Source organism: Acinetobacter tjernbergiae DSM 14971 = CIP 107465 (assembly GCF_000374425.1).
GTDB classification, from domain to species: domain Bacteria; phylum Pseudomonadota; class Gammaproteobacteria; order Pseudomonadales; family Moraxellaceae; genus Acinetobacter; species Acinetobacter tjernbergiae.
This window is the reverse complement of sequence record NZ_KB894361.1, coordinates 1-25,513: the sequence shown is the minus strand read 5'-3', so window position 1 is coordinate 25,513 and position 25,513 is coordinate 1. Positions and strand designations below refer to the sequence as shown.

Below are 25,513 nucleotides of genomic sequence, written 5' to 3'. Positions count from 1 at the left end.
TGAATTAAAGGTCAATCTCAACGGGACTCACAGCTTCACTCACACACAACTTGATTTGCACATTGTTTTGGTTATCGATTTCACCTGTAAGTTGATTTTTTACTGCACCACTGAGCTTGGTACAAACACAGGTATTACAAATCCCCATACGGCAACCAAAAGAGGGTTTCAAACCCGCAGCTTCAGCACTGGCCAACAGGTTGCCACGGCCTTCAAACTCTTGCATACTGCGACGGAAATTGACTGGTTGGATTTGAGCATCCACATCCATCGTCACTGGCAAGAAGCTTTCTTGCGTTAAACGGTCTAACCAACCACGTTTCATCCAAATTTGACGTGTCGCTTTCATCAAACCTGGAGCAGCACACACATAGGTTTGACGTTGAACAGCATCGGCACACAAACGGTCTAAAGTTTCTTCATCAAAATAAGCAGGTTGTTCAGCACTATCGACAATAATCTGTAGGTTAAAGTGCGCATATTCTGCTGCCAGTGTTTCCAATTCAGTACGGAACGCTGGATCACGTGAATAATAAATCAACGTCACAGGTTGATTTGAACGTGCTAATGCCTGTTTCGCAATCGGAATAATCGGCGTAATACCACTACCCGCAGATACCAAAAGAATCGGTTGTTTACCTTCTTCGGTATCAAAGTCTTTTAGCGTAAATTCGCCCATCGCCTGAGTAATTTCAATCACATCACCAGCACGTGCACTGTTAGCTAAATAGTTAGATACACGACCTTGTTTTTTGATACCTAACACCAATTTGTCGTGACTTGGTGAACTCACCAAGCTATACGCTCGTTGATGCTGCACACCATCTATACGAACCGTCACCATCACAAATTGACCTGGTTGATAGGTTGTAAATTTATTGTTACTGCTTAAAGTGACCTTGATCATTTCATCTGCAATAGGCTCAATCGCTTCGATTTTTGCCATGATGCGGCGCAAAGTCCACATCGGGTTAACCTTTGCAAGAATAAAATCAACAAAATCTTCTCTGACCCAATGTGGCTGATAACTTAACTTTGCGTTCATACGTTCCTCGTTTTGTATCTGGCTATTTATTTTGAGTGAACAAATGTTCGTGTAGTGAACATATGTACACTATATTTATTTGTGTTCACTGAGTCAACACTTGTTCACCAATTTTTTGAATATTTTTTATTCATTTTTATAAACAATTAAAAATATTGATAAAATAGTTGCTATTTACATTGATTCTGCTCAAACAAAACCCTCAGATTTTTCGACCGATTGAAAATGTGTCTGATTTAGCAATGGATTAGGACTAAAAAAATCATGTTTTTTTTGCTAGACTCTAGCGTATGGTTTTAATGGATCTTATTCATGTCGATTAGAGATGAACGAAAACAACAGAGTCGTCAGGCTTTACTTGATGCAGCGCTCCACCTCAGTACTTCTGGACGTTCATTTAGTAGTATTAGTTTGCGTGAAGTTGCACGTGAAGTTGGTTTAGTCCCAACGGCATTTTATCGTCATTTCCAAGATATGGAGGCATTAGGACAAGAACTGGTTGACCAAGTGTCTTTGCATTTAAAAAGCTTGATTCATCAATTGGGGCAAAGCTATTTAAAACATAGCGGATCTGCTAAAACACGGACAAGCATTGAACTGTTTGTACAAGCTGTCAATCACAGCCCTCAGCAATGGCAATTTATGATTGCAGAACGTTGGGGCGGCTCCGAAACCGTTCGTATCGCGATTGCACGTGAGATTGAATTTTTGATTGAAGATCTTGCAATTGATTTGTGTAAACTCGATACCTTTAAACACATTCAAGAAGCCAAAGATTTACAAGTGTTATCAACGATCCTGATCAATATGTCATTTACATGGGCAATGACGTGGATCAACTTACCGAAACAATTTCCAATTGATCGCTTATTAGAACAACAGAATTTATTTATTGACAATGCAGCGACTCAAGTCCGCTTACTGTTCCGAGGTATCTCGAACTGGGAACCACAAAACGCCTGATCCTATCAAAGCTAAAGTTTGATATATAAAAGCATTGCTTAGCGTTATGATTCATAACACACTAATGCAAATGCCGTTTAGAACACTATGAGGAGCCTATAAGCATCATGAATCCTGATCGTCATACTCAGTTCTTAATTCGTAAAGAAAAAATTTTGCAGGTTGCGGAAAAACTTTTATTAGAAAACAACCAAGAAATGACCTTAGATGAACTGGTTGCCGAACTAGATATTGCTAAAGGTACCTTATACAAACATTTCCGCAGTAAGAATGAATTGCTGTTGGAACTTATTATTCAAAATGAAAAAGAAATTTTAAAAATTTCAGAAAAATATAACAGTGACGTCAAAGAATATGCACCTCGTTATATGCTTTATCATTTAACGTCACCGAGTCGCACGATTTTACTGCATCAGTTAGAAGAGCATCTGACGATGACTGAGTCGAAGCTCAAACATTTGTTCGATGAGCTTTATGCAATCCGCCAGCAGCGCATCGTGGCTCTCAAAGATATGACTGAAAAATATTTGAAATCACAGAACTATGATATGTCGATTCGTGATTATCTGTCTTATATTTGGTCTCTGACTTACGGCGCAGCGTTGCTATTGAATTCAAGCTATTACCAGCGTTCAATTGGTTCTCGTGAGAAACTGATCAACCTCTATGTCAATCAGGCTTTATCTTTGCCTACACAAAAAGTCGAAATCGATTTGGATGAGTTTTTGAAATAAATACTTTTGTCCTAAGGTGCAATAGTCACAATGGAAATAGAAAATTTAAAACCATTTGATGGACAGCATTGTGAAACGACTGCAACAGGGACTCTACTCAGGCAACTTGGTATTGAACTTTCTGAACCGATGTTATTTGGTTTAGGTGAGGGACTGGGTTTTATCTTCTGGAATATGAAATCAATGAATTTTCCATTTATTGGTGGACGTATAAAAACAGACTATTTAACCCCAAATATTGCAAAAAATTTAAATCTTGAATTGACTGTAAAAGAAACTGCATCAACACAAAAAGCGTGGAATAACATAAAACAACTCATCGATCGTGGACAAATTGTTGCTCTGAAACTGGGCTGTTTTTATTTAGAATATTTTTCAAAACCGATTCATTTTGCAGGGCATTACGTTGCAATTTATGGGTATGACCATCATGATGCCTTTCTAGTCGATACCATCCAACAAGGCGGAAAAGTCAAAACCAGTTTGCAAAGTTTAGCCTTAGCACGGGCAGAAAAAGGGCCGATGTCCTCTAAAAATTTGTACTACACACTGAGTAAAACAGATAAAAGCTTCGATTTAAAAACAGCAATTATGCAGGCCATCAAAAACAATGCCACTGATTATCTCAATCCACTCATTACAAATATGAGTTACCAAGGTATTTTAAAAACAAGTACAGAAATTATGAAATGGTTTCATGTTAGTAAAGACATCGAGAATGATTTTAGAACATCGGCAATGATGATGGAAAAAGCAGGAACAGGCGGCGCATTATTTAGAAATTTATACCGAGACTTTTTAAAAGAAAGTTATGAACTAGTCAAAATCGAACAAATCAAAATAGGATATGAAGCATTTGTGGAAATCGCAGAACTTTGGACAGCGATTTCTCAATTATTTGAGAAAGTGAGCCAAACCAAAGATGTTAACTATATTCAGCAAGCATCCGAGATTTTAAAGAAAATATCAGACAAAGAAAAAAAGACCATGCAAATATTGGCAACAATATAACAGAATGAATAAAAAACCCCATCATCATGACGGGGCATTTTCAGAACAAAAAATGAAGCTATTATTTGCCCTTACGTTCTTTTTCTAATAGATAATCAACAACTTGTGTCACCTTACCATCTTCACCTTGCACCACATACTTACCGTTTACCACAATTGCAGGTACGCCCGTAAGTTGATATTGCTGTGCCAATTTATTTGACTCAGCCACTTTTGCAGTGATTGGGAAAGAGTTAAACATACTGTTAAATTTCTGCTCAGGCACGCCATAACGCGCAAAGAATTTCGCTTGTGATGCTTGGTCAAAAATTTGTTGTCCACCATCATGAATCGCATGGAACAACGGAATATGAGTTTTCTTACGCACGCCAAGTGCTTCAGAAACGTAGTAACCACGAGCGCCTTGTTCCCATACTTTATTCATGGCTGCTGGCGTACGAAGGAAATATACATCGCTTGGAATATTCTTTAACCACGTTTGCATATGTGGTTCAAGTTTAAAGCAGTGTGGACAACCATACCAAAAAAATTCACGGACTTCGATTTTGCCTGCTGGCGCTGCTGTCTTACCTGGATTGGCAACCACGGTATAGTCTTTACCCGCTACAAAATCCGCAGCCATTGCATTCATTGAAAATGCCATGACCACTGCACTTAAACCACCTAATACTAACTTTTTCATTGAGTTTGCTTTTCCTCTAAGCATTTTTCGTAAGTTTATATGCTAAATATAAATCAAACACGACTAATTCGTTTTGCTTCTGTGAAGTTTTTTATGGGATTTATCGCTTTTTTTTCTAGAATCGCTACACTACCAACAGATTAAACCAAAATAATCATCCTAATACAGAGGTAAGTCATGTCGCAATTGAATGTTGACCCACAAGAAATCGCAAAATTTGAAGCATTGGCTGCCAAATGGTGGGATCAACATTCTGAGTTCCGCCCGCTTCATCAAATCAATCCCTTACGTTTAAACTGGATTGACGAACGTGTTGGTGGTTTGGCCGGCAAGAAAGTGCTAGATGTTGGCTGTGGCGGCGGTATTTTGGCTGAAAGCATGGCGCGTCGTGGTGCTGATGTTTTAGGTATTGATATGGGCGAAGCACCGCTTGCTGTCGGTCGCTTACATGCACAGCAGGACAATGTACAAAATATTGAATATCGTCAGATTCCAGTTGAACAACTCGCACAAGAACAAGCAGGTCAATACGATGTCGTGACTTGTATGGAAATGATGGAACACGTTCCCGATCCAGCATCTATCGTCAAAGCCTGCCAAACATTGGTTAAACCCGGTGGGCATGTATTCTTTTCGACCATTAACCGCAATCCAAAATCCTATTTATTCGCGATTATTGGCGCTGAATATGTCCTACGTTTACTGCCAAAAGGCACGCATGATTATCATAAATTCATCCGCCCTTCAGAAATGGCACACGATATTCGTAACGCAGGCTTGAGTCTAAAAGAAATGACGGGCTTACATTACAACCCAATCACTAAACACTATTGGTTAGCACCAAATGTAGATGTGAATTATATGGTACATACCACAAATACAGGTGCTTAATGAAAGCTGTTTTATTTGATCTTGATGGTACGTTGATCGACACTGCTGCTGATTTTATTCGCATCATTCAACAAATGTGCCGTGATGAACAGCGCCCTATCGTTGATGCAGCGACTATTCGCACTCAGGTTTCTGAAGGCGCACGGGCGATGGTGAAATTGGTGTATCCTGAATTGGATGTCACTGACCCTATCTTTTTAGCCCATCGTCAGCGTTTTTTAGATGTCTATGGTGACAATATTGTAGTGGATACTGACTTATTTGTTGGGATGTATCCTCTACTTGAAGAACTTGAAGCCAATCAAATTCCTTGGGGAATTGTGACCAATAAACCCCGCAGTTTAAGTGAATCATTATTGGCTGAATTGAATCTCAGCGAACGCTGTGCAGTTTTGGTTTGTCCTGAAGATGTCAGTCAAACAAAACCAGACCCTGAACCGATGTATTTAGCGGCTAAGCAACTCGGTATCGATGCAGAAGAAATTATTTATGTGGGTGATCATCCACGTGATATTGATGCAGGTCGAAATGCAGAGATGTATACCATTTTGGCAGCTTACGGGTATTTACCAATAGAATCTCGTGATGATCTGAACGCTTGGCAAGCAGATGCAATTATTCAAACTGTCCCTGAGTTACACCAACTGTTAAAACAGAAAATCTCTGCATTGTCAGAAAATCAGGGTATGATGAGCTAAATATTTAATATAACAACTAGGAGGCATAATAATGAAATATTCAGAATATCAACCGCGTCCTGATCTACTCAAAGATCGTATTATTCTGATCACGGGTGCTGGTGATGGGATTGGACGTGCTGCTGCTATTAATTATGCCCTTCACGGCGCAACGGTTGTTCTACATGGACGCACTCTCAATAAACTCGAAGTCATTTACGATGAGATTGAGGGTTTAGGTGCGCCACAACCTGCAATTTTACCCTTACAGCTTTCTACGGCATCCAGTCATGACTATGAGCTTCTTGTCGATACGCTTGAGCAACAATTTGGTCGTTTAGATGGCATTTTACACAATGCAGGTATGCTAGGTGATCGTGTCGAATTAGCGCATTACCCTGTTGATGTTTGGGATGATGTCATGTCCGTAAATTTACGTGCGCCTTTTGCATTAACTCAAGCCTTACTACCCTTGCTCAATAAATCTGAACATGCCTCTGTGGTGTTTACCAGTTCAAGTGTTGGTCGTGAAGCACGGGCTTTATGGGGTGCATACTCTGTTTCTAAAATCGCCACTGAAGCCATGAGTAAAATTTTTGCGGCAGAGAATACCTATCCAAACATTCGTTTTAACTGCCTTAATCCAGGGGGTACACGTACCGCAATGCGTGCTAAAGCCTACCCAGAGGAAGACCCAAAAGTGCTGCCAACACCAGATAGCATTATGCCTGCTTACCTTTATCTAATGGGTGATGATAGTTTAGATATGAATGGGCAAAGTATTGATGCACAAGACTAATTCATTCATTTTAAATCACCTTAAATACTGCCATAAAAGGTATTTTTCAGAGAGATTGCTCAAGGATCTTCATCTTTTTAATGGAAAAATGAATTGATCTTCACAGTTTCTCTGCATTTTTAAGGTACAGTTTTCACATGAGAGACATCCGAAGTCCCTAAGGTGCATCATGAAAAAAAATTTCATTATCTTGGTTTTAGGTTCGACCGCCCTACTCAGTAGCATGGGCAGTTTTGCAGGTCCACATTTTGGTGGTGATGACGATTCGCGTGGTGGTGGTTGGCAAGGTCGTAACTTTGATCGCCCAGACGATGAGAATCGTGTGCGTGAACGTCGCATGCGTGAAGAACGTGGTGTCGAACGTTTAAAGCAGCATCGTTGGCAAGCTGGTTATGTGATGCCACAACATTACCGTGGTAATGGCTACAAAGTAGATTATAAAGATAATAATCTACCTAAACCTGAGCGTAATGAGCAGTGGTACAAAATCAATAATGACTATATTTTAATCAATTCAGATGATAATAGCATTATTCGAATTATGAGTTTCTAAGTCCTTTCTGAAGCTATAACGGAATAAAGTTGAACGGTTGTTTTAGGAATAGATTTATCTTTTAATTTTTTTAGTTAAAATCAGATGAATTGATGTAAATCTGAGATCAACATGGCGAACCAAATCACTGAAACTTCACATAGCACAACGCAAGATTATGTGCATTGGTTTCGCCATTCTGCACCATATATCAATGCACACCGCCATAAAACCTTTGTCCTAATGTTTGGTGGCGAAGCCGTTTTACACGAGAACTTTCAACATATCATTCATGATATTGCTCTGTTACATTCTTTAGGGATTCGCTTGATCTTGGTGCATGGCGCACGTCCGCAAATCAATCAGAATCTACAAGAAAGCCAAATTGAAACCCCTTTTCACCAAAGTCGTCGTGTAACGACACGAGAATCACTGCGTAGTGTCATGAATGCGGTTGGGTCAATTCGTTTAGAAATTGAAGCACTCCTGTCAATGGGCTTAGCAAACTCACCCATGTATGGTGCGCGGATTGATGTCGTTTCGGGCAATTTTGTGACTGCCAAGCCTTATGGAATCCATGATGGGGTTGATTTTCAGCTGACTGGCGAAGTGCGTTCAATTGATACTGATGCGATTCAACGTCATTTGGATAATCATAATATCGTTTTATTAGGGCCTACAGGTTATTCAACTACAGGTGAGGTGTTTAACTTATTGGCTGAAGAAGTTGCCACCAAAACTGCGACTGCATTAAAAGCCGATAAGTTGATTTTCTTGGGTGAAAAACAAGGCTTAATGAATGAGCAACAACAGTTATTGCGTGAACTAAGCTCGTATCAACTGGAACCGTATATTCAACAATACCAAACACAATATCCAGAATTTGCCTTACACCTTAAACAAGCGCAACAAGCCTCATTATCTGGCGTTCACCGTGTTCACCTGATTTCTTATGCCTATGATGGTGCTTTGATTGAGGAGCTATTTACACGCGATGGTATTGGCACCCTGATCACTGATGCGCATTATGAAGAAGTGCGCATTGCCAATATTCATGATGTGGGTGGTTTAATCAATCTACTGCGTCCACTCGAACAGGAAGGCATTCTGGTCTATCGTTCACGTGAACGCCTTGAAAGTGAAATTGAACAGTTTGCAGTGATTGAACGTGATGGTATGATCTTAGCCTGTGCAGCACTCTATCCACTTCCTGCTGAAGTTGGCGAAATTCAATCCGCTGAGATCGCCTGTGTTGCTGTAGATGCAAGTTACCGTAAATCTAATCGTGGTAGCCAAATTTTGCAGTTTTTGGAAAGCAAGGCCAAGCAACAAGGTATTCAACAACTGTTTGTACTCACCACGCGAACTGCACACTGGTTTCTAGAGCATGGTTTTAGCCCTGTCAGTGTCGATGATTTACCAAACGCACGCCAAGCACTTTACAATTATCAGCGCAATTCTCTAGTCTTTAAGAAAGTTTTGCTCTAATGACATCGGATCTGAAGATATCTTTATTTCTGATAAAGATATCCTTCCACTCTATTCTTCTTACTGCTCTGTCGCCTCTTTAAAAAATTCTCGCAATTTGCATTTTTAAAAACAAATTTATAAAACAATAGCTTAATCCAAACACTAAAGACCATACTTATTTCCCCCCATGAATAAGATTATTCATTTTTTTATTTTGCACTTTTTAGCATAAGCAAAGCCCGATTATTTATTTTTTATGTATTACAAAAAGTTTTAGCTTAGTTGCTCATCTTATTTCGAATTTATGATTTTCGGGGAGCACAACCAACATGGCTATTTCTATCAATCGCTCATGGGCAAAATACACCATTATTGTAGCAAGTCTTGCAAGCATGATGGGCGTTGCAGGTTGTGCAAAAAAAGCAGAGCAGCAAGAGCAAACAAAACAAGACACCACAACATTAAGCATCGGCTTTCAAAAATATGGCATCTTGCCGATTGTTAAAGCAAAAGGTGAATTAGAAAAAAATCTTGCTGCTCAAGGTGTTCATGTCAAATGGGTTGAATTTCCAGCCGGCCCCCAACTTTTAGAAGGCTTAAATGTAGGTAGTGTCGTCTTTGGTGAGGCTGGTGAAGCACCTCCGATCTTTGCTCAAGCCGCAAACCCTAACTTGGTCTACGTCGCAAATCAGCCATCTGCACCAACAGCAGAAGCCTTGATTGTCCAGAAGGACTCACCAATACAATCCATTCAAGACCTGAAAGGTAAACGTATCGCACTGAATAAAGGCTCAAACGTTCATTATCTTTTATTGAAATTACTAGAAGCCAACAATCTGACTTTAAATGATATTCAGCCTGTTTATTTACCACCGTCAGATGCACGCGCAGCCTTTGAAAAAGGCGCTGTCGATGCATGGGTGATTTGGGATCCATTCTTTGCCGCAGCTGAACATCAAATTCAAGCACGTGTGATTGCGGATGGTGAGCATTTAGTCAGTAATCATCAATTTTATTTAGCTGATCGTAAATTTGCTGAAGGGCATCCTGAGGTTTTAAAAACACTGGTGACCACACTGAATCAAACCACAGATTGGGTCAAGACGCATCCTGATGATGCTGCAAAATTACTCGAAAAACCAACTGCACTCGAACTCGGTATTTTAAAAACCTCAATTTCTCGCATGGGTTTTGGCGTTCAACCAATTTCTGAAAAAGTTGCAAAAGAACAGCAATATGTTGCTGATGCATTCTATGCTCAAAAACTCATTCCAAAGCAACTCGTAATTCAAGATGCGATCTTGAAGAACGACGTTAAATAGTTTTGGAGAAAATATGATATTCGTTTCTAAGTTGTCTGCAATAGGTCTAACGATTGGCGCATGTGTACTGGGTGGGTGCCAAAAGTCTGAATCTCAGTCAGTGGATAGCGCCAGTACGACAAAACCCGCAGCGGTTACGACTCTCTCGATTGGCTTCCAAAAAGCATCGCTTAATTTGTTAGTTGCTAAACAACAAAAACTTTTTGAGCAAGCGTTTCCCAATTCAAAAATTGAATGGCGTGAATTTCCAGCTGGACCGCAAATGTTAGAAGCTCTGGCCGTGGGTGCTGTTGATTTTGGTTATGTCGGTAACACGCCACCAATATTCGCCCAAGCTGCTGCAAAACCGTTAAGTTATGTCGCCTATGAAGTCGTTGCGCCGACTGCACAAGCCGTTTTGGTTCATGCTCAGGGAAATATTAAGACGCTACAAGGCTTAAAAGGAAAGCGAATTGCGGTGCAAAAAGGGTCAAGTGCCCATGAATTATTAGCCAAGACGCTACAAAAGGCTGGTTTAACTTGGCAAGACATTCAGCCAATTTGGTTGCCTCCAGCAGATGCACGCGCTGCTTTTGATAAGCAGGCTGTTGATGCTTGGGTAATTTGGGAACCCTACTTAGGTACAGCAGAACTACAAGGACATACCAAAACCTTGGTGGATGGAACTGCTTTTCCCACCACATATTCTTTTTATATCGGCAATCCTGACTTTATCCAGAAACATCCAGATTCTGCACAAAAACTGGTGAATAGCGTCAACACCGCAGACCAATGGATTGTGCAACATCAGGATCAAGCTTTACAGATTTATGCACAAAGTACAGGACTGAGTACACCAATCGCCCAACGTGTTTTAGCCAAACGCCCAAAGCCATCACCTGTACGCACTATTAACGCCGAGGTTGTGAAAAATCAGCAACAAATCGCGGATTTATTTACACAGGAACAGCTTATCCCAACAAAAATTGATATCCAACAAAGTGTTTGGACAACCAAATAAACGTTTTCATTTTTATAAGGAACATCGACATGAATATCTTCTGGTTTATTCCCACTCACGGTGATAGTCGTTACTTAGGCACCAGCAAGGGCGCACGTCAAGTCGATCATGCTTATATGAAACAGATTGCTGTTGCTGTCGACAACCTTGGTTATGATGGTGTACTGATCCCAACAGGTCGTTCTTGTGAAGATCCATGGATCACGGCGGCAAGCCTGATTGATGCCACCAAACAACTCAAATTCTTGGTGGCACTACGTCCAGGTATCACCACACCAGCGCTTGCTGCCCGTATGGCAGCCACTTTTGACCGCCTCTCCAATGGTCGTGTTTTATTGAACCTTGTGACAGGTGGTGATGAACAAGAACTTAAAGGAGATGGATTATATGAAGACCATCGTACTCGTTATCAGACTGCATCTGAATATGTCAAAATTTGGCGTGAAATTCTGACCCGTTCTCATACAGATGAATCTTTTACGTTTCATGGCGAGCGACTCAGTGTCGATGATGCCAAACTCCTTTATCCTCCTGTTCAAAAACCTTATCCACCACTTTGGTTTGGTGGATCATCCGCAGACGCGACTGAACTTGCAGCCGAACAAGTCGATACTTATTTAACTTGGGGTGAACCGCCTGCGGCAGTAAAAGAAAAAATAGACCATTTAAAGACAAAAGCCGCAGCCAAAGGACGCACCCTGAATTATGGTATTCGCTTGCATGTCATTGTTCGTGAGACCAATAAGCAGGCTTGGGCTGCTGCCGATGAACTGATTCAATATTTAGATGATGCCACCATTGCCGCAGCGCAGAAGAAATTCGCAGAAATGGACTCTGTCGGTCAGCAACGTATGGCCGCTTTGCACGGCGGACGCAAAGATCAATTAGAAATCTCACCGAATTTATGGGCAGGCATTGGTTTAGTGCGTGGCGGTGCAGGCACTGCTTTAGTAGGTGATCCTGAAACCGTTGCTGCACGTATCCAAGAATATGCAGATTTGGGAATTGATACCTTTATTTTCTCAGGCTATCCACATTTAGAAGAATCCATCCGCTTTGCTGAATTAGTGTTTCCATTATTGCCACTGAAAACACGCGAAAAACTGGCACAGCCACATTTAACAGGACCTTTTGGGGAGATCATTGCCAATAACTATGTACCCGAAGTCAAAGATTCAAAAAGTTTGGCTAAGGAGACAGCATGAGCGCAAAAGTCTTTTTGGATGATGTTTCACGTGGAACAAGGCATTTTGGAAAAAGTCTGCTTCCTTGGCTTGTTCCCATTTTACTGCTCATGATTTGGCAAATTGCATCAAGTTCAGGTTTATTACAAAGTCGCGTGTTACCTGCTCCAACGGCTGTGGTCAGTGCTTTTTGGCATTTACTGATCAGTGGCGAACTTTGGCATCATGTCAAAGTCAGTGCAGGTCGTGCCTTACTTGGCTTATTGGTGGGCGGCGGTTTAGGACTGGTTCTAGGACTACTGAATGGTTCATCACGGATTGCTTCCACCTTATTAGATACCACACTGCAAATGATCCGCAATATTCCTGCATTAGCGCTCATTCCACTGGTGATTTTATGGTTTGGGATTGATGAAACTGCCAAACTATTTTTGGTCGCTGTAGGCGTATTTTTCCCAATTTATATCAATACTTATCATGGTATCCGTTCTGTCGATCCACAACTGATTGAAATGGGCAAAAGCTATGGGCTAAACCGCTGGCAGCTCTATAAAGAGATTATTTTGCCAAGTGCAATGCCCTCTATTTTAGTGGGACTTCGCTTTGCTTTAGGTTTGGTTTGGGTACTGCTCATCGTGGCAGAAACGATTTCCGCTCAAGCTGGAATCGGTTATATGACCATGAATGCACGTGAGTTTTTACAAACGGATATCGTTTTGGTCGGCATCTTGCTCTACGCCATACTCGGAAAACTGGCTGATGTATTAGCACGAGGCTTGGAGCGTTATTTATTGCGTTGGCATGCAGGTTATCAAAAATAAAAGGATATACAGATGAGTAATTTAAATTTTTACAACAATGGTTTGATCCAACCTGTTATTGATGCTGAAAAACCAAATTCAGCAATCAATACCCATGGTGCCAATATTCTGATTGAACAGCTATATAAATTTTATGGTGACGTCAAAGTTCTTGAAGACTTAGATTTGAATATTCAAGCAGGTGAATTTGTGGCAATCGTGGGTCGCAGTGGTTGTGGCAAAAGCACCCTCCTCCGCCTGATTGCCCAACTTGAAAAAGCCAGTTATGGTGAAATTAAATTCCAGTCTGTACGAAATTTTCGTGAAGGCATTGGCAATGATGATATTCGCGTTATGTTCCAAGATCCACGCTTACTCCCTTGGAAAAATATTTTACAAAATGTGCAATTAGGTTTGCCAAAAGCCCAACACCCTCTTGCTGAAAGCTTACTCGAAAAAGTGGGCTTAAAGGATAAAGCGACACAATGGCCAACCCAACTTTCGGGGGGACAACGCCAACGTGCAGCCCTAGCACGTGCTTTATCACATTCGCCACGAATCTTATTGCTTGATGAACCTTTAGGTGCGCTAGATGCATTGACGCGTTTAGAAATGCAAAGCCTCATCGAACGTCTGTGGACAGAGCAAGGCTTCACTGCGCTGTTGGTCACTCATGATGTCAGTGAGGCAGTGCAATTGGCGGATCGAATTATTTTGCTAGATCAAGGACATATTGCACATAATTTTCAGGTCAATCTGCCACGACCACGTAAAAAAAGTATTGCATTTGCACAACTCGAACAACAAGTACTAGATGCGGTTTTGGCAACTTAAACCGCATCTGCCCTCACAATCTGCACCATAAAAAAGCAAAAATGCATTTCTGATCTACGGGGGTAGAGCAAATTATTTACAAAATATGTATGAGCAATTTTAGATTTCAATAATTATCAAATACATCGCAACGATTCAACCGAACGCAAAAGATTTTTCGATAAAAAAACTGTGTGATAGTGCACAAATCTGACTATTTATCTTACAATGTCAAGGACATTTTTTGAATCAAGCTCACAGATGGAACAGAAAAAAAGTACACAAAAGCGCAATCAACTGCTGAATGCTGCCCTCGATGTTTTTTCCGTCTATGGATTCAGTGGTGCTAGTCTCGATGAGATTGCACAACTCGCAAATATGCATAAATCCAATATTTTCTATTATTATGAAAATAAAGAGTCGCTTTATGTTGAAGTACTCACAACTGTACTGCAAAAATGGCTCGCACCTTTACAAATCTTAGAAGTAGAGCTTGAACCGACTGAAGCTCTGACGAACTACTTGATTCAAAAACTTGAAAGCTCGCGCGATCAACCGAAGGCTTCTCGTTTGTTTGCCTTAGAGATTATTCAAGGTGCGCCACATATCCTGCCTATTTTAAAAGGGCCGTTAAAAAAGCTTTTTAAACGCAAAACTAAAGTGATTCAAACTTGGCAAGAGCAAGGTAAATTATCAGCAGAAATTGACCCTGAATTGTTAATTATTAATATTTGGGCAATTACGCAAAACTATGCGGATTTCGCAACCCAAATGGAAATGGTTACGGGCAAAACCTTGCGTAACCGTAGTATGTATCAACGTACTATCGAACACACTGTTCATTTGATGCTCTACGGCGTATTACCACGCTAAATTTTCTTTCGTTAAAAGCCTTACTTTTAGCGATTGAAATACATTAAAAAAGCGACTTTGTGAGTCGCTTTTTTAATGTTAAATGGATGACGAAAAAACTGTTCTTGTGCGCTAAGATCGTGATACTTATGAAGCATGTAAGGCGTATTATGTTAATTTTAGGTACGTTAAAGAATGACTATGGAATAGCATCCTATTTTTATAGATCTTTTTCGTACGATTGAATATTTAGGAATTTATAATTATGACGACTCATACACTTGAACAAGCAATAAACAACCTAACTAAAGAAATTCAAATGAATCATTTTAGTAATGTAAAAGATATTGATAATAAGCTTGCTGAAATCATGGCTTTTAACAACTATTTAGTTATTCGTCCACTTGCTCGATTACTTGAAGATAATGCTCAAAATGACGAAGCTATATTTTCAATTATACATAGTATCGAATCATTTGATGATGATGTTTATATACATGAAATCATTAATGAATTTCCATATTTAGTATCTAAGTCACCTTATTGGACTACTATTTTACTTATAAGAATATTAAATAGTGATATCGCAAGAAAATGTATAATTGAAAAAGTTTCTTTAACTACCCCAGCAATAAAAAATTCAATTTTATTTCTTTTACAGCGCATTAATGAGGAAAAACCTAAATGCTCTGAGAAAATAATTCCGTTAATGAGAGCAGTAAATACTATTTAATATAATAGGTTTCATACGGAATTAACATAAAAAATATTTTAATTTCAACAACATAATGGCAATCCAAAGTTTACCCATACACACTACAGCGTTAGACCTTTGCCTTTAAAAATGCGCTTGATACAACGCCAATAGTTTTTGCGCCCCAACCAATAGATTCTCTTCCCAATCTAAATGAGCCGTGTCATTCGCACCATCGCTAATATATTTGACTGAAATCAAACGCACTCCGAGCTTTTGACACACTTTGGCTAAAGCATAAGCCTCCATATCAACAAGGTTACAACTTACTTTGGGTATACCTGTTTCAAAAGAGTCACCTGTACCACAAGTCCCTTTTGGTAGATGATCAAAATGTGGTTGTGCATGAATATCCGCAGGAATTTCATCATCCATTGGCGTAACACCAACAGCGAATCCCAAAGGTGAAACATCCATATCACGCTGCACAAAGGTAGTGACTTCAACCAGACTATGCGCATCAAAATGTGAACTGCCTGCACTGCCTAAATTAATCAAAGTCTTACAATCTGTTTTTTGAATTACCTCAAAAGCTTTGAATGCCGCATTAATCTTGCCAATTCCACTGTAATGAACGTCAATTCCTGCTTGTTCAAACAAACCTTTAGATTCATTCGGCAAAGCCATAATCAGAGCAACATCAGCATTCATAAAGGACTCTTTTCAATCAAAATAAACAAACATAGCCTGAATTTAACAGAAAACATGATACTCGGAAATGTCGTCCGCAACTGTTCGAGACAGGGCTCCATTTATAAGGAGTTGTTTCTGCGACTCTTTCAACTAGTAGTTGATGGTAGTCAACGAGTTTTGCGGTGAGCAGCAAAGCTGCGCAAGATGGTTGCTCTTGCGCAGCTTTGCTGCTCATGCCGAAACAAAAGTAAGTCGAACCGAAGGTTTATCCTGAAATTGGATGAGAACAAATAAGATTCCATCAAGATAATTGTTTTTAAAAAACTAAAGATATAAACCGAACTCAGGTTACATAAAAGGTGTGCTAAAGCACACCTCGATATTATTGCATCTTCTGCTGCAAGTTGATCAAACAAGGAGCGAAAAATAATTGACCACTATACGCCCCTGCCAGTGTTTTTTTCATCACCAATGCCCACAAACCAACAAGAAGAACACTTAAAGCGACAGCAATATACTGTAAGAAATCGACATGTAACTGATGTGCTAAGTTAAAGATCGCCAAGATAAAGACACCAAATGGAAAGGTTAATCCCCACCAACCCAAGTTAAATGGAATACCTGTTCGTGCATGGCGCAGTGTGGTTAAAATCGCAATTCCAAACCACCATAAGCCAAAACCTAATAGCACTAGACTAGCGACAATACCTAAAGCTGGGAGCAACATTGCTAAGCCATCAAAACCCATCGCTTGCATAATACGTGGTGCTTGTTCACCCAACAATAATAACGCCAACGCACCTGTTCCAATCGGCCCTAAACAAAGCCAGCTTGAAATCGCAACTTCTTTCTCAGGCAATTGGTGTAAAGCCAAACGCAGCATCAAGATGGTCAAGATCGCAAAAGCGGGTAATACAGAAATACCCCACAAGACATAGCCTGTGATCAAAATATACAGCGCATGTTGATCAGCCGCCAAATGCTGTAACAAAAGCCCTGCTGAACTCGCAGCAACCTCACACGCCACAATCGGTAACAACCAAACTGCCGTCATGCGATGTAAGTGATGATCTTGGCAGCTAAACATACAGAATGGCACCACCCACGCAATCACTACTGCAAGAACAACATCGATATACCAAAGGTAAGTGGCAATCTGAATGGCAATATCACCATATAAATGTGTTCCAAAACTGAGGAAACCATTGGCAATGGTGGCTAAGCCCATTGGGATTGCACCCAAAAATAAACTCATATTAGGATGAGTAAAAATCTGCTTGGCTTCTGTCGGAAACAAAATCCAACGTAAAGCATAAAGTACACTGAACACGGTAAATAACAGGATATTGAACTGCCATAGTTTAGTCGCAAGCATAAATAAGACCGATGAAGCGAAAGGCAGCTGTGCTAAAATCATCGCTACCACACCTGTGCCCATGGTTGCAGTAAACCAGTTTGGGGTAAAATGGCGAATCACATCTCTCGTTTGTTCTAGCTGATAAAACGGCTTTTTCATCTCTTTCTCAATATCAAGCGACTATGTGACCATCTTAGAGCAACATTTAAATAAGAAAAATTGATTTATATTTATTTAATGAATAAATAAAATTGATATAAAACTTTAAATATTGAAATTTTTCTGTGTAAAAACACAACAACAAGACGAAACGCTGAGAATATGGCAATATATAGCCTTTGCAAAATCACTGTATTTAACGCCCATGAAGTTGCTTCGTCTCAACGCATTATCGCCAGATTTTCAGTTACCTCCAACAGCGGTAACGATTGGCAATTTTGATGGTGTCCATTTAGGACATCAAGCGATGATTGCCCAACTCAAAACATTGGCTACACGCCAAGGCTTAAAAACCTTAGTGATGATTTTTGAGCCACAACCGCTTGAATTTTTTAAGGGTTATGAAGCTCCTCCACGCATTAGCTCGCTCAGAGAAAAAGTAGAATATTTAACCGAGCTGGGTGTGGACTACATTGCTATTGCAAAGTTTGATCAATATTTTAGAAGTTTGAATGCGACAGAATTTGCAGACCTACTTAAATTAAAACTCAATGCACAAAATTTGGTACTGGGTGATGACTTCCATTTTGGCAAAGATCGGCAAGGCAACAGTGAATTCTTACGCAATTACGGTTTTGATGTCACCAATTTAAATACCGTCGCTTTAAATGATGAACGTGTCAGTTCAACGCGTATTCGTCAGGTTTTACAAGCAGGTGATCTGGCTTTAGCGGCTAAATTATTGGGTCGTCCTTATAGCATCACGGGTCGGGTGCAATATGGTGATCAAATTGGTCGTACCCTTGATTTTCCAACCATTAATGTGCGTTTGAACCGCCATAAACCCTGCTTAAACGGGATTTATGCAGTGGATGTGATGTGTGAAAATGCATCACTCACAGCAAAAATAAAACATACAGATCCTGCCCTCAACGGTATCGCAGGATATCAAAGCGACAGTTTGTTTGGTGCAGGTCATGTGGGGACACGTCCAGCCATTAAACAAGATCACCCAGAATGGCGATTAGAAGTACATTTCCCTGATGTTTCTGCTAATCTGTATGGCTTATTGATGCGGGTCACTTTTCTTCACTATTTACATGGTGAGCTGAATTACCCTTCGCTTGAAGCACTCAAAGCTGGAATCGATGATGATGTGCAAAAATTACGAGACTATCGTAATCACACAACTAAATTTCCTTTTTAAACTTAAATTTCATTTGTAATACATGTCAGTTTAGACTGATAAAACTGGAAGAAAACTTGCATGAGCGATAAGCAAACTCCTGAAAATGCAGTGGATTATAAAGCCACACTCAATTTGCCAGATACTGAATTTGCCATGAAAGCAAATTTGGCTGTGCGTGAAGCCAAATGGTTAGAAGAGTGGTATGCCGACAACATTTATCAGCAGATTCGTGCATCGCGTATTGGCAAGAAAAAATATGTGCTTCATGACGGCCCTCCTTATGCCAATGGTCAAATCCATTTGGGTCATGCGGTGAATAAAGTCTTAAAAGATATCATTATCAAAAGCCGTGTCATGGATGGTTTTGATGCACCATACGTACCGGGTTGGGATTGTCACGGTTTACCCATCGAACTGAAAGTCGAAGAAAAAGTCGGTAAAGTTGGCGTAAAAGTAGATGCCTCTACTTTCCGTAAAGCGTGTCGCGAATATGCATACACACAAGTTGAATTACAAAAGAAAGACTTCGTGCGCATGGGCGTGTTTGGTGATTGGGATAATCCATACCTCACCATGAACTTCAAACAAGAAGCAGACATTGTTCGTTCACTTGGTGCAATTGCCAAAGCAGGTCATATCGAACCCGGCTTAAAACCTGTGAACTGGTGTTTAGACTGTGGTTCTGCACTCGCAGAAGCAGAAGTTGAATACGAAGATAAAAAATCTGATGCGATTGATGTCGGTTTTAGTATAGTGGACATCGATGACTTTGCAAAAAGAACTGGATATCCAGGCATTAAAAGTAATGATGATATTCAGATAGTTATTTGGACTACTACCCCTTGGACACTTCCTGCAAACCAAGCTGTTGCACTCCATCCAGATATAGAATATGGGTTGATTGAACTTGTTATCAAAGATACCCGTAAATATTTACTCGTTGCTTCAGATCTCTTTTTCGACATTATTGAAAGGTATCAAAAATTTAATCCTTCGATTATTGAAATAAATGCTACATACCCAACCTTTATGGGTAAAGACTTAGAAGGTCTATTATTACAACATCCATTAATCTCGGATCGCCAAGTGCCTGTGATCTTAGGCGAACATGTTATCGCAACCAGTGGTACAGGTGCCGTACATACCGCTCCTGGGCATGGTGTAGACGACTATAAAGTGGGCTTACTGTATAACTTAAAAGTTGAAAATCCAGTCGGTGGTAATGGCGTATATTTACCAACTGCACCGATTTTTGCAGGCGAGCACATTTACAAAGCCAATCCAAAAATTATCGAAGCTTTGGGTGCAGTCGGACGTCTGTGGGCGCATCAGCCAATTAAACATAGCTATCCTCATTGCTGGCGTCATAAAACCCCAATTATCTTCCGTGCGACACCTCAATGGTTTATCAGCATGGATGCTAAAGGTTTACGTCAGACAGCCTTGAATGCGATTGAAAATGACATCGAGTTTGTCCCAGATTGGGGTAAAAATCGTATTCAATCGATGATTGAAGGTCGTCCAGATTGGTGTATTTCTCGTCAACGGACTTGGGGTGTGCCAATCCCATTCTTTGTACACAAAGACACCAATGCTTTGCACCCACGTACTCCTGAATTGATCGAAGAAGTGGCTCAACTGATCGAGCAAGAAGGGATTGATGGTTGGTATAACCGTGATGCCAGCGACTTCATTGGTGCGGATGCTGAACAATATAATGCAGTACGCGACACCTTAGACGTTTGGTTTGACTCAGGTACGACACATTACGCAGTATTACGTGAACGTGAAGAATTACAAGATCCAGCAGACTTATATCTTGAAGGTTCAGACCAACATCGTGGCTGGTTCCAATCGTCGTTGCTCACCTCAATTGCGATCAATCAACGTGCGCCATATAAAGGCTTACTTACTCACGGTTTCGTAGTGGATGAGAAAGGTCGTAAGATGTCTAAGTCATTAGGCAACATCATCACCCCACAAGACATTATTAAAGATATGGGTGCTGATGGCTTACGCTTCTGGATCGCATCTGCTGACTATCGTTACGAAATGACCGCAGGTAAAGAAATCTTTAGCCGTGCATCAGATGGTTATCGTCGTATCCGTAATACCTTACGTTTCTTGTTAGCGAACTTGAATGGCTTCAAACCATCGACAGATGCGTTGCCAGTCGACCAACTGATTGCATTGGATCAATACATCTTGCAACGTGCGGCTGAAGTGCAGAAGACCATTCAGCAAGCCTATGAAGAGATGAACTTCCATATTGTGACCAATGCATTGACGAGCTTCTGTATCAATGACTTAGGTGGTTTCTATCTCGACATCATCAAAGATCGTCAGTACACCACCAAAGCAGATTCACAAGCACGTCATTCTGCACAAACTGCGCTGTATCATATCGTGCAAGCTTTTGTTCGTTGGATGTCTCCTATCCTGAGCTTCACCGCACAAGAAGCTTGGCCATTGATTCCAGAACAAACTGGAAAATATGTATTTACCGCTGAATGGTATGACATCCCAACTGCATCAACAGCAAACTTACTGTCTGAAGCAGATTGGCAAACATTGATTAGCGTAAAATCAGCAGTAAACAAACAGATTGAAGCAGCACGTAACGCTAAACTCATCGGCAGTAACTTATCTGCAAAAGTTGAACTTTGGGCAGATGAAGCATTACAAACCGTGTTAAACCAATTGGCTGATGAATTACGTTTTGTCTTGATTACGTCTCAAGTCATCGTTCACCCTTATGCTGAACAAGGTGAAAATACTGACCTCGCGGGCTTACGTGTCCAAGTGTCAGCAGCAGATGGTGAAAAATGTGTACGTTGCTGGCATGTGCTGCCTGATGTAAATACACACGTTGGTCATACTGGATTATGCGCTCGTTGTATCGTCAACGTCACTGGCAGTGGCGAAGTGAGAAAGTATGCCTAATACACAAGCAAAAAAAGGCTTGTTTCAATTCTATCCACACAACTTACTCTGGCTTGGACTTTCTGTCCTTGCCATTGTGTTGGATCAATGGACCAAATGGATTGCAAGTTCACATTTAAATTATGCTGATCCCGTTCCTGTTCTGCCTTTTTTAAATTGGACTTTACTCCATAATCATGGGGCAGCCTTTAGCTTTTTATCTGATGCAGGTGGTTGGCAACGTTATCTATTCACCTCTTTAGCAGGTGTGGTATCCATCATTTTCATTTTTTGGCTGATGCGTATGCCAAAGAAAATGATCATATTACCGATGGCAATTGCGTTGATTTTAGGCGGTGCAATTGGCAATCTGATTGACCGTGTCAGCTTAGGCTATGTGGTCGACTTCATTCATGTGTACTATCAAAACAACCATTTCCCTGCCTTCAATCTTGCGGATAGTGCCATTACCTTAGGCACGATTCTGCTACTGATTGATACCTTCTTCCTTGAGAAGAAACGTAACCAAAACACGGATGCTTAAGATGACTGAAATTATCCAACCCAACGAAGAAATTCGTATTCAAGATGGCTCAAAAGTCGACTTACATTTTTCCGTTTCAATTGAAAATGGTGTTGAGATTGACAATACACGTAATCGTGAAGAACCTGTCAGCCTCATCATTGGTGATGGTAACCTATTACCTGGCTTTGAAAAGGCATTGTTTGGTTTACGTGCAGGCGACCGTCGTACTGTGCATTTACCACCTGAAGATGCATTTGGTCCTTGGAATGCTGAAAATATTCAAATTTTCGATACTGTTAAATTTGAGCAGCGTCCAATTGTAGATCATATGATTGAATTTGAAGATAAAGCCAAAGCTACGTTATTTGGGGTTGTCAGATCAGTGAATGATGACTCTACGGAAATTGATTTTAACCATCCCCTTGCAGGCAAAAATATTACCTTTGAAGTGGAAATCTTTAGAGTCACCCCTGCTGGTCAGCAAGGCATCAAATTGATGTAATACAGAAGTCCTCAAATGAGGGCTTTTTTTAACGCTAAAGAAAAGTATAAGATCATTTAAAGACATTCACTTTTTAAAATCAAAGCAATAACACATAGGAATTGAAGTATGCTCATTTATATTATTGTTGGTAGTGTTCGCGAAGGTCGTACAGCGATCAAAGTCGCCAATTGGGTACAACAAGCAACAACTGAACTCGCATTGTCAGATATTCAAACTGAAGTTGTTGATCTTAAAGAATGGGACTTACCACTCTTTGCAGGTGCTCACCCGCCTGCAACAGGCATCTATGATCAGCCGAAACAACAACAATGGGCAGATAAAATTGCCCAAGCACAGGCTTTTATCTTTATTAGCCCCGAATATAATCATGGCTACAGCCCCGCACTCAAAAATGCCTTGGACTATGTCGGTAAAGAATGGCAAGGTAAAGCTGCGGCTTTTATCGGCTACGGTTCAACCAATGGCTCACGCTCAATGAGTCAAATCCGCCAAGTAACCTCGAGCTTAGGTCTTGTTGATCCCAATGCGGTGATTGAAATTCGAGATATCTTTAAACGCAATAAAGATGAGAACTTTGAAGCCAATGAATTTGAAGTAAAAGGATTAGCAGTACTCATTGCTAAACTACAAAAATATAATATCAGTTAGTTGTAAGCCTCGGCGTACATTGATCAGGTAGATTCACGTCTATCCCCTACTCTGTTTGATCGCTAATATATGAATCATACAGAGACAGGAAGTCTCATTGAAAGCACATTGGATGTGATGTCGTTGATAGGATATCGGCGACAATAAACAAAATATGGAGCAGCCCCGTCAGGATGATGGGGCTGCTTTTTATCTATTATTTTATTGGTGATTTAAAGACTGCTTAGATATTCAAGCCCTTCGCTATGTTCTGCCATTTCAGCAAGCTGCAGCGTAGTATATTTTCCTTTATAAGCGACATCTGCCCCTTTACTCATTCACCACTGCACTGCTACTAAATAATCATTCTCAGCAGCTGCCTGTAGCGCACTATAGCCTTCATCATTAGTCTGGTTCAGATCATTACCCTCTGCCAATCATTGCTCGACTTGTTCCACGTCACCCAAAGATGCCCAATAGAATAAGCTCAGGAACATCTAATTATCACCTTCCGGAAGCGAAGAAAAAGAGTTGAGTTGCATAATAGATACCTAATTTTTATTTAAGATAAACTTTTTTATATTGATCGGCTAGTTCCTTAGCCTTCTTCATTTCTTGAATATTAAAAATTTGGGTAAAGTTCTCTAAGTTTTTAATCGCCTGTTCATTTCCTGTTTCCGCTGACACACTAATCCATGCATAAGCTTTATAATAATCTTGCTCAGCACCTAAGCCCTGAGCAAATAGTAAACCATACTCATTTTGAGAAAAAGAATAACCTGCTTTTGCAGATTTTTCATACCAAAACGCAGCTTTTATATAGTCCTTTTGAACAAAGTTCCCTGTTCGAAATGCATTACCTAAATTAAATTGAGATTGTAAATCTCCTGCATTTGCAGCCTTTTCAGTATACTCAAAACCCATCTTAGGATCTTTTTTTATTCCAATACCTTCAAAATACATAATTGAAAGATTCGCTAAAGAAGGAGCATATCCTTTTTGGGCAGATTGATTAAATAAATTAAAAGCTTTCTCTACATCCTTTGGGACACCTAACCCTTGGAAGTATAAACTTGCTAAATAGTGTATTGCTTCGGTATTTCCAGTTTTTGAGGATTTTTCAAAACTTACAAAAGCAACCTTATAATTCTGTTGATAATAAGCATTTAAACCAGTTTGCAAGTCATGACTTGCAAACACTATATTTGAAATTCCTAAACTAATAACCACTACAAACAAGCTTTTTTTCATGCCAATTAAATATCACTATATAAATGTAAAAAAGATATTAGTATATTCGAAGTGAGTTTTATCTCACTAACCCTATTATTTTTGTACATATATCTCATTTAATAATGAAGATCCAACTGTTAGATACCATCCTTTTCTAACATTTACTGAATTAGATTAAGGAATCTACATTTTGTTCTGCCTGCCCTCTTATCATTGGCTAATCAAAATAAATAACATGCATACAGCAAATTAATACCACATATTTTTTGCAATTTTGATTATTTATTAAGAGGCTAACTCCAAAAATGTTGGCATTGCTGACATTTAGTTCCATTCTTATAAAAAAATAAAGGAAAGCCAAGCAATAAGAAAACTAAATAAGCAGGTCGTTTCCCTTCCGTATGAGGTTGTATATCACTACTACCACAATTTGGGCATCTTTCATTTAAACCAAACTCTTGCTCTAGTTCATGACTAAAATCCTGTGCAAGCAAAACTTTTGCTTCACTAGCATAAATTTCAGGTACTAATAATCGAACACCACCTAAGGCATTAGAATAGAGCCAATCCGTATTAATGGTATGTTCATTTTCAATACGAGCAGGAATTTCAGCTGCTTCCAATTGTGTTTTAGCAATTTGTGCTTCGTATGGGAAAGAGAAGCTTTGTACAACAATCCAAACCATATTAGAAAACTCCAAACTTAAGCAACTAGTATATGAAACTTAGCTGCAATAAAAAACACCCCCTAACCGCTAGGTTAGGGGGTGTTAGAGTTTAAAAGCTGGCGATGACTTACTCTCACATGGCAAACGCCACACTACCATCAGCGC

The 25,513-nt window shown here is 40.0% G+C and carries 26 protein-coding genes and 1 pseudogene; 20 read left to right on the top strand and 7 right to left on the bottom strand.

Features of this window, described 5'->3' with window-relative positions; all coding sequences use genetic code 11:
* Nucleotides 1-4 precede the first annotated feature (4 nt).
* Nucleotides 5-1,045 (bottom strand): ferredoxin reductase, encoded by a 1,041-nt coding sequence (locus C502_RS0108145; RefSeq protein WP_018678344.1) that lies wholly within the window; start codon nt 1,043-1,045, stop codon nt 5-7.
* Between the two features lie 312 nt (nt 1,046-1,357).
* On the opposite strand from C502_RS0108145, the gene C502_RS0108140 reads away from it, so the two are divergent.
* The 3 genes from C502_RS0108140 (at nt 1,358) to C502_RS0108130 (ending at nt 3,753) form a co-directional block, all read left to right on the top strand.
* Nucleotides 1,358-2,008, top strand: a complete 651-nt coding sequence (locus C502_RS0108140) for a TetR family transcriptional regulator (RefSeq protein ID WP_018678343.1) — start codon at nt 1,358-1,360, stop codon at nt 2,006-2,008.
* Between the two features lie 107 nt (nt 2,009-2,115).
* Nucleotides 2,116-2,742 carry a TetR/AcrR family transcriptional regulator gene (locus C502_RS0108135; RefSeq protein WP_018678342.1) on the top strand — a complete coding sequence of 209 codons (627 nt, stop codon included), beginning with the start codon at nt 2,116-2,118 and terminating at the stop codon, nt 2,740-2,742.
* A 30-nt stretch (nt 2,743-2,772) separates the two neighbouring features.
* Nucleotides 2,773-3,753: a BtrH N-terminal domain-containing protein gene (locus C502_RS0108130; RefSeq protein WP_018678341.1), complete on the top strand. Its 981-nt coding sequence runs from the start codon at nt 2,773-2,775 to the stop codon at nt 3,751-3,753.
* Nucleotides 3,754-3,814: 61 nt separating this feature from the next.
* Here C502_RS0108130 and C502_RS0108125 read toward each other — a convergent pair whose 3' ends face one another.
* Nucleotides 3,815-4,435: a thiol:disulfide interchange protein DsbA/DsbL gene (locus C502_RS0108125; protein ID WP_018678340.1), complete on the bottom strand. Its 621-nt coding sequence runs from the start codon at nt 4,433-4,435 to the stop codon at nt 3,815-3,817.
* A 177-nt stretch (nt 4,436-4,612) separates the two neighbouring features.
* On the opposite strand from C502_RS0108125, the gene ubiG reads away from it, so the two are divergent.
* The 12 genes from ubiG to C502_RS0108065 all read left to right on the top strand — a co-directional run bounded on the left by ubiG (nt 4,613) and on the right by C502_RS0108065 (nt 15,508).
* Nucleotides 4,613-5,326 carry a bifunctional 2-polyprenyl-6-hydroxyphenol methylase/3-demethylubiquinol 3-O-methyltransferase UbiG gene (gene ubiG, locus C502_RS0108120; protein ID WP_018678339.1) on the top strand — a complete coding sequence of 238 codons (714 nt, stop codon included), beginning with the start codon at nt 4,613-4,615 and terminating at the stop codon, nt 5,324-5,326.
* Nucleotides 5,326-6,024 (top strand): HAD family hydrolase, encoded by a 699-nt coding sequence (locus tag C502_RS0108115; RefSeq protein ID WP_018678338.1) that lies wholly within the window; start codon nt 5,326-5,328, stop codon nt 6,022-6,024. Before ubiG ends, C502_RS0108115 begins: the two co-directional genes overlap by 1 nt.
* A gap of 31 nt (nt 6,025-6,055) precedes the next feature.
* The gene (locus C502_RS0108110; protein ID WP_018678337.1) at nt 6,056-6,802 is read left to right on the top strand and encodes a YciK family oxidoreductase; all 747 of its coding nucleotides are present in this window, start codon (nt 6,056-6,058) and stop codon (nt 6,800-6,802) included.
* Between the two features lie 169 nt (nt 6,803-6,971).
* Nucleotides 6,972-7,355 (top strand): RcnB family protein, encoded by a 384-nt coding sequence (locus C502_RS0108105; RefSeq protein ID WP_018678336.1) that lies wholly within the window; start codon nt 6,972-6,974, stop codon nt 7,353-7,355.
* A gap of 111 nt (nt 7,356-7,466) precedes the next feature.
* Entirely contained in the window at nt 7,467-8,822 is a 1,356-nt protein-coding gene (argA, locus tag C502_RS0108100; protein ID WP_018678335.1) for an amino-acid N-acetyltransferase, read from the top strand.
* Between the two features lie 311 nt (nt 8,823-9,133).
* Nucleotides 9,134-10,126, top strand: coding sequence for a sulfonate ABC transporter substrate-binding protein (locus tag C502_RS0108095; protein WP_018678334.1), 993 nt, complete (start codon nt 9,134-9,136; stop codon nt 10,124-10,126).
* Between the two features lie 13 nt (nt 10,127-10,139).
* Nucleotides 10,140-11,126: an aliphatic sulfonate ABC transporter substrate-binding protein gene (locus C502_RS0108090; protein ID WP_018678333.1), complete on the top strand. Its 987-nt coding sequence runs from the start codon at nt 10,140-10,142 to the stop codon at nt 11,124-11,126.
* Nucleotides 11,127-11,155: 29 nt separating this feature from the next.
* Entirely contained in the window at nt 11,156-12,331 is a 1,176-nt protein-coding gene (gene ssuD / locus C502_RS0108085) for an FMNH2-dependent alkanesulfonate monooxygenase (protein ID WP_018678332.1), read from the top strand.
* Entirely contained in the window at nt 12,328-13,131 is an 804-nt protein-coding gene (gene ssuC / locus C502_RS0108080) for an aliphatic sulfonate ABC transporter permease SsuC (protein WP_018678331.1), read from the top strand. Before ssuD ends, ssuC begins: the two co-directional genes overlap by 4 nt.
* A 12-nt stretch (nt 13,132-13,143) precedes the next feature.
* Nucleotides 13,144-13,944 (top strand): ATP-binding cassette domain-containing protein, encoded by an 801-nt coding sequence (locus C502_RS0108075; RefSeq protein WP_018678330.1) that lies wholly within the window; start codon nt 13,144-13,146, stop codon nt 13,942-13,944.
* A gap of 240 nt (nt 13,945-14,184) precedes the next feature.
* A complete protein-coding gene (locus C502_RS0108070; protein WP_018678329.1) occupies nt 14,185-14,796 on the top strand; it encodes a TetR/AcrR family transcriptional regulator in 612 nt (203 codons plus the stop codon).
* A gap of 244 nt (nt 14,797-15,040) precedes the next feature.
* Nucleotides 15,041-15,508: an Imm30 family immunity protein gene (locus C502_RS0108065; protein WP_018678328.1), complete on the top strand. Its 468-nt coding sequence runs from the start codon at nt 15,041-15,043 to the stop codon at nt 15,506-15,508.
* Between the two features lie 105 nt (nt 15,509-15,613).
* On the opposite strand, the gene C502_RS0108060 is transcribed toward C502_RS0108065, so the two are convergent.
* Both C502_RS0108060 and C502_RS0108055 read right to left on the bottom strand, forming a co-directional pair.
* Entirely contained in the window at nt 15,614-16,180 is a 567-nt protein-coding gene (locus C502_RS0108060; RefSeq protein WP_018678327.1) for a phosphorylase family protein, read from the bottom strand.
* Nucleotides 16,181-16,544: 364 nt separating this feature from the next.
* On the bottom strand, nt 16,545-17,678 hold the full coding sequence (locus C502_RS0108055) for a TDT family transporter (RefSeq protein ID WP_018678326.1): 1,134 nt from the start codon (nt 17,676-17,678) through the stop codon (nt 16,545-16,547).
* A 205-nt stretch (nt 17,679-17,883) separates the two neighbouring features.
* Here C502_RS0108055 and ribF point away from each other — a divergent pair, with 205 nt between their 5' ends.
* The 5 genes from ribF to C502_RS0108030 all read left to right on the top strand — a co-directional run bounded on the left by ribF (nt 17,884) and on the right by C502_RS0108030 (nt 23,468).
* The gene (gene ribF / locus C502_RS0108050; protein WP_018678325.1) at nt 17,884-18,885 is read left to right on the top strand and encodes a riboflavin biosynthesis protein RibF; all 1,002 of its coding nucleotides are present in this window, start codon (nt 17,884-17,886) and stop codon (nt 18,883-18,885) included.
* A 60-nt stretch (nt 18,886-18,945) separates the two neighbouring features.
* The gene (gene ileS, locus C502_RS0108045) at nt 18,946-21,810 is read left to right on the top strand and encodes an isoleucine--tRNA ligase (RefSeq protein ID WP_018678324.1); all 2,865 of its coding nucleotides are present in this window, start codon (nt 18,946-18,948) and stop codon (nt 21,808-21,810) included.
* Nucleotides 21,803-22,333, top strand: coding sequence for a signal peptidase II (gene lspA / locus C502_RS0108040; protein WP_018678323.1), 531 nt, complete (start codon nt 21,803-21,805; stop codon nt 22,331-22,333). The genes ileS and lspA overlap by 8 nt, the downstream gene beginning before the upstream one ends.
* A gap of 1 nt (nt 22,334) precedes the next feature.
* On the top strand, nt 22,335-22,817 hold the full coding sequence (locus C502_RS0108035) for an FKBP-type peptidyl-prolyl cis-trans isomerase (RefSeq protein ID WP_018678322.1): 483 nt from the start codon (nt 22,335-22,337) through the stop codon (nt 22,815-22,817).
* A gap of 108 nt (nt 22,818-22,925) precedes the next feature.
* Nucleotides 22,926-23,468, top strand: a complete 543-nt coding sequence (locus tag C502_RS0108030; RefSeq protein ID WP_018678321.1) for an NADPH-dependent FMN reductase — start codon at nt 22,926-22,928, stop codon at nt 23,466-23,468.
* Between the two features lie 212 nt (nt 23,469-23,680).
* On the opposite strand, the pseudogene C502_RS18195 reads toward C502_RS0108030, so the two are convergent.
* The 3 genes and pseudogenes from C502_RS18195 to C502_RS0108010 form a co-directional block, all read right to left on the bottom strand.
* Nucleotides 23,681-23,944 (bottom strand): annotated as a pseudogene (locus C502_RS18195) (ankyrin repeat domain-containing protein).
* Nucleotides 23,945-24,005: 61 nt separating this feature from the next.
* The gene (locus tag C502_RS0108015; RefSeq protein ID WP_018678318.1) at nt 24,006-24,698 is read right to left on the bottom strand and encodes a tetratricopeptide repeat protein; all 693 of its coding nucleotides are present in this window, start codon (nt 24,696-24,698) and stop codon (nt 24,006-24,008) included.
* Between the two features lie 275 nt (nt 24,699-24,973).
* Nucleotides 24,974-25,366, bottom strand: a complete 393-nt coding sequence (locus C502_RS0108010) for a putative signal transducing protein (RefSeq protein WP_018678317.1) — start codon at nt 25,364-25,366, stop codon at nt 24,974-24,976.
* Nucleotides 25,367-25,513 lie beyond the last annotated feature (147 nt).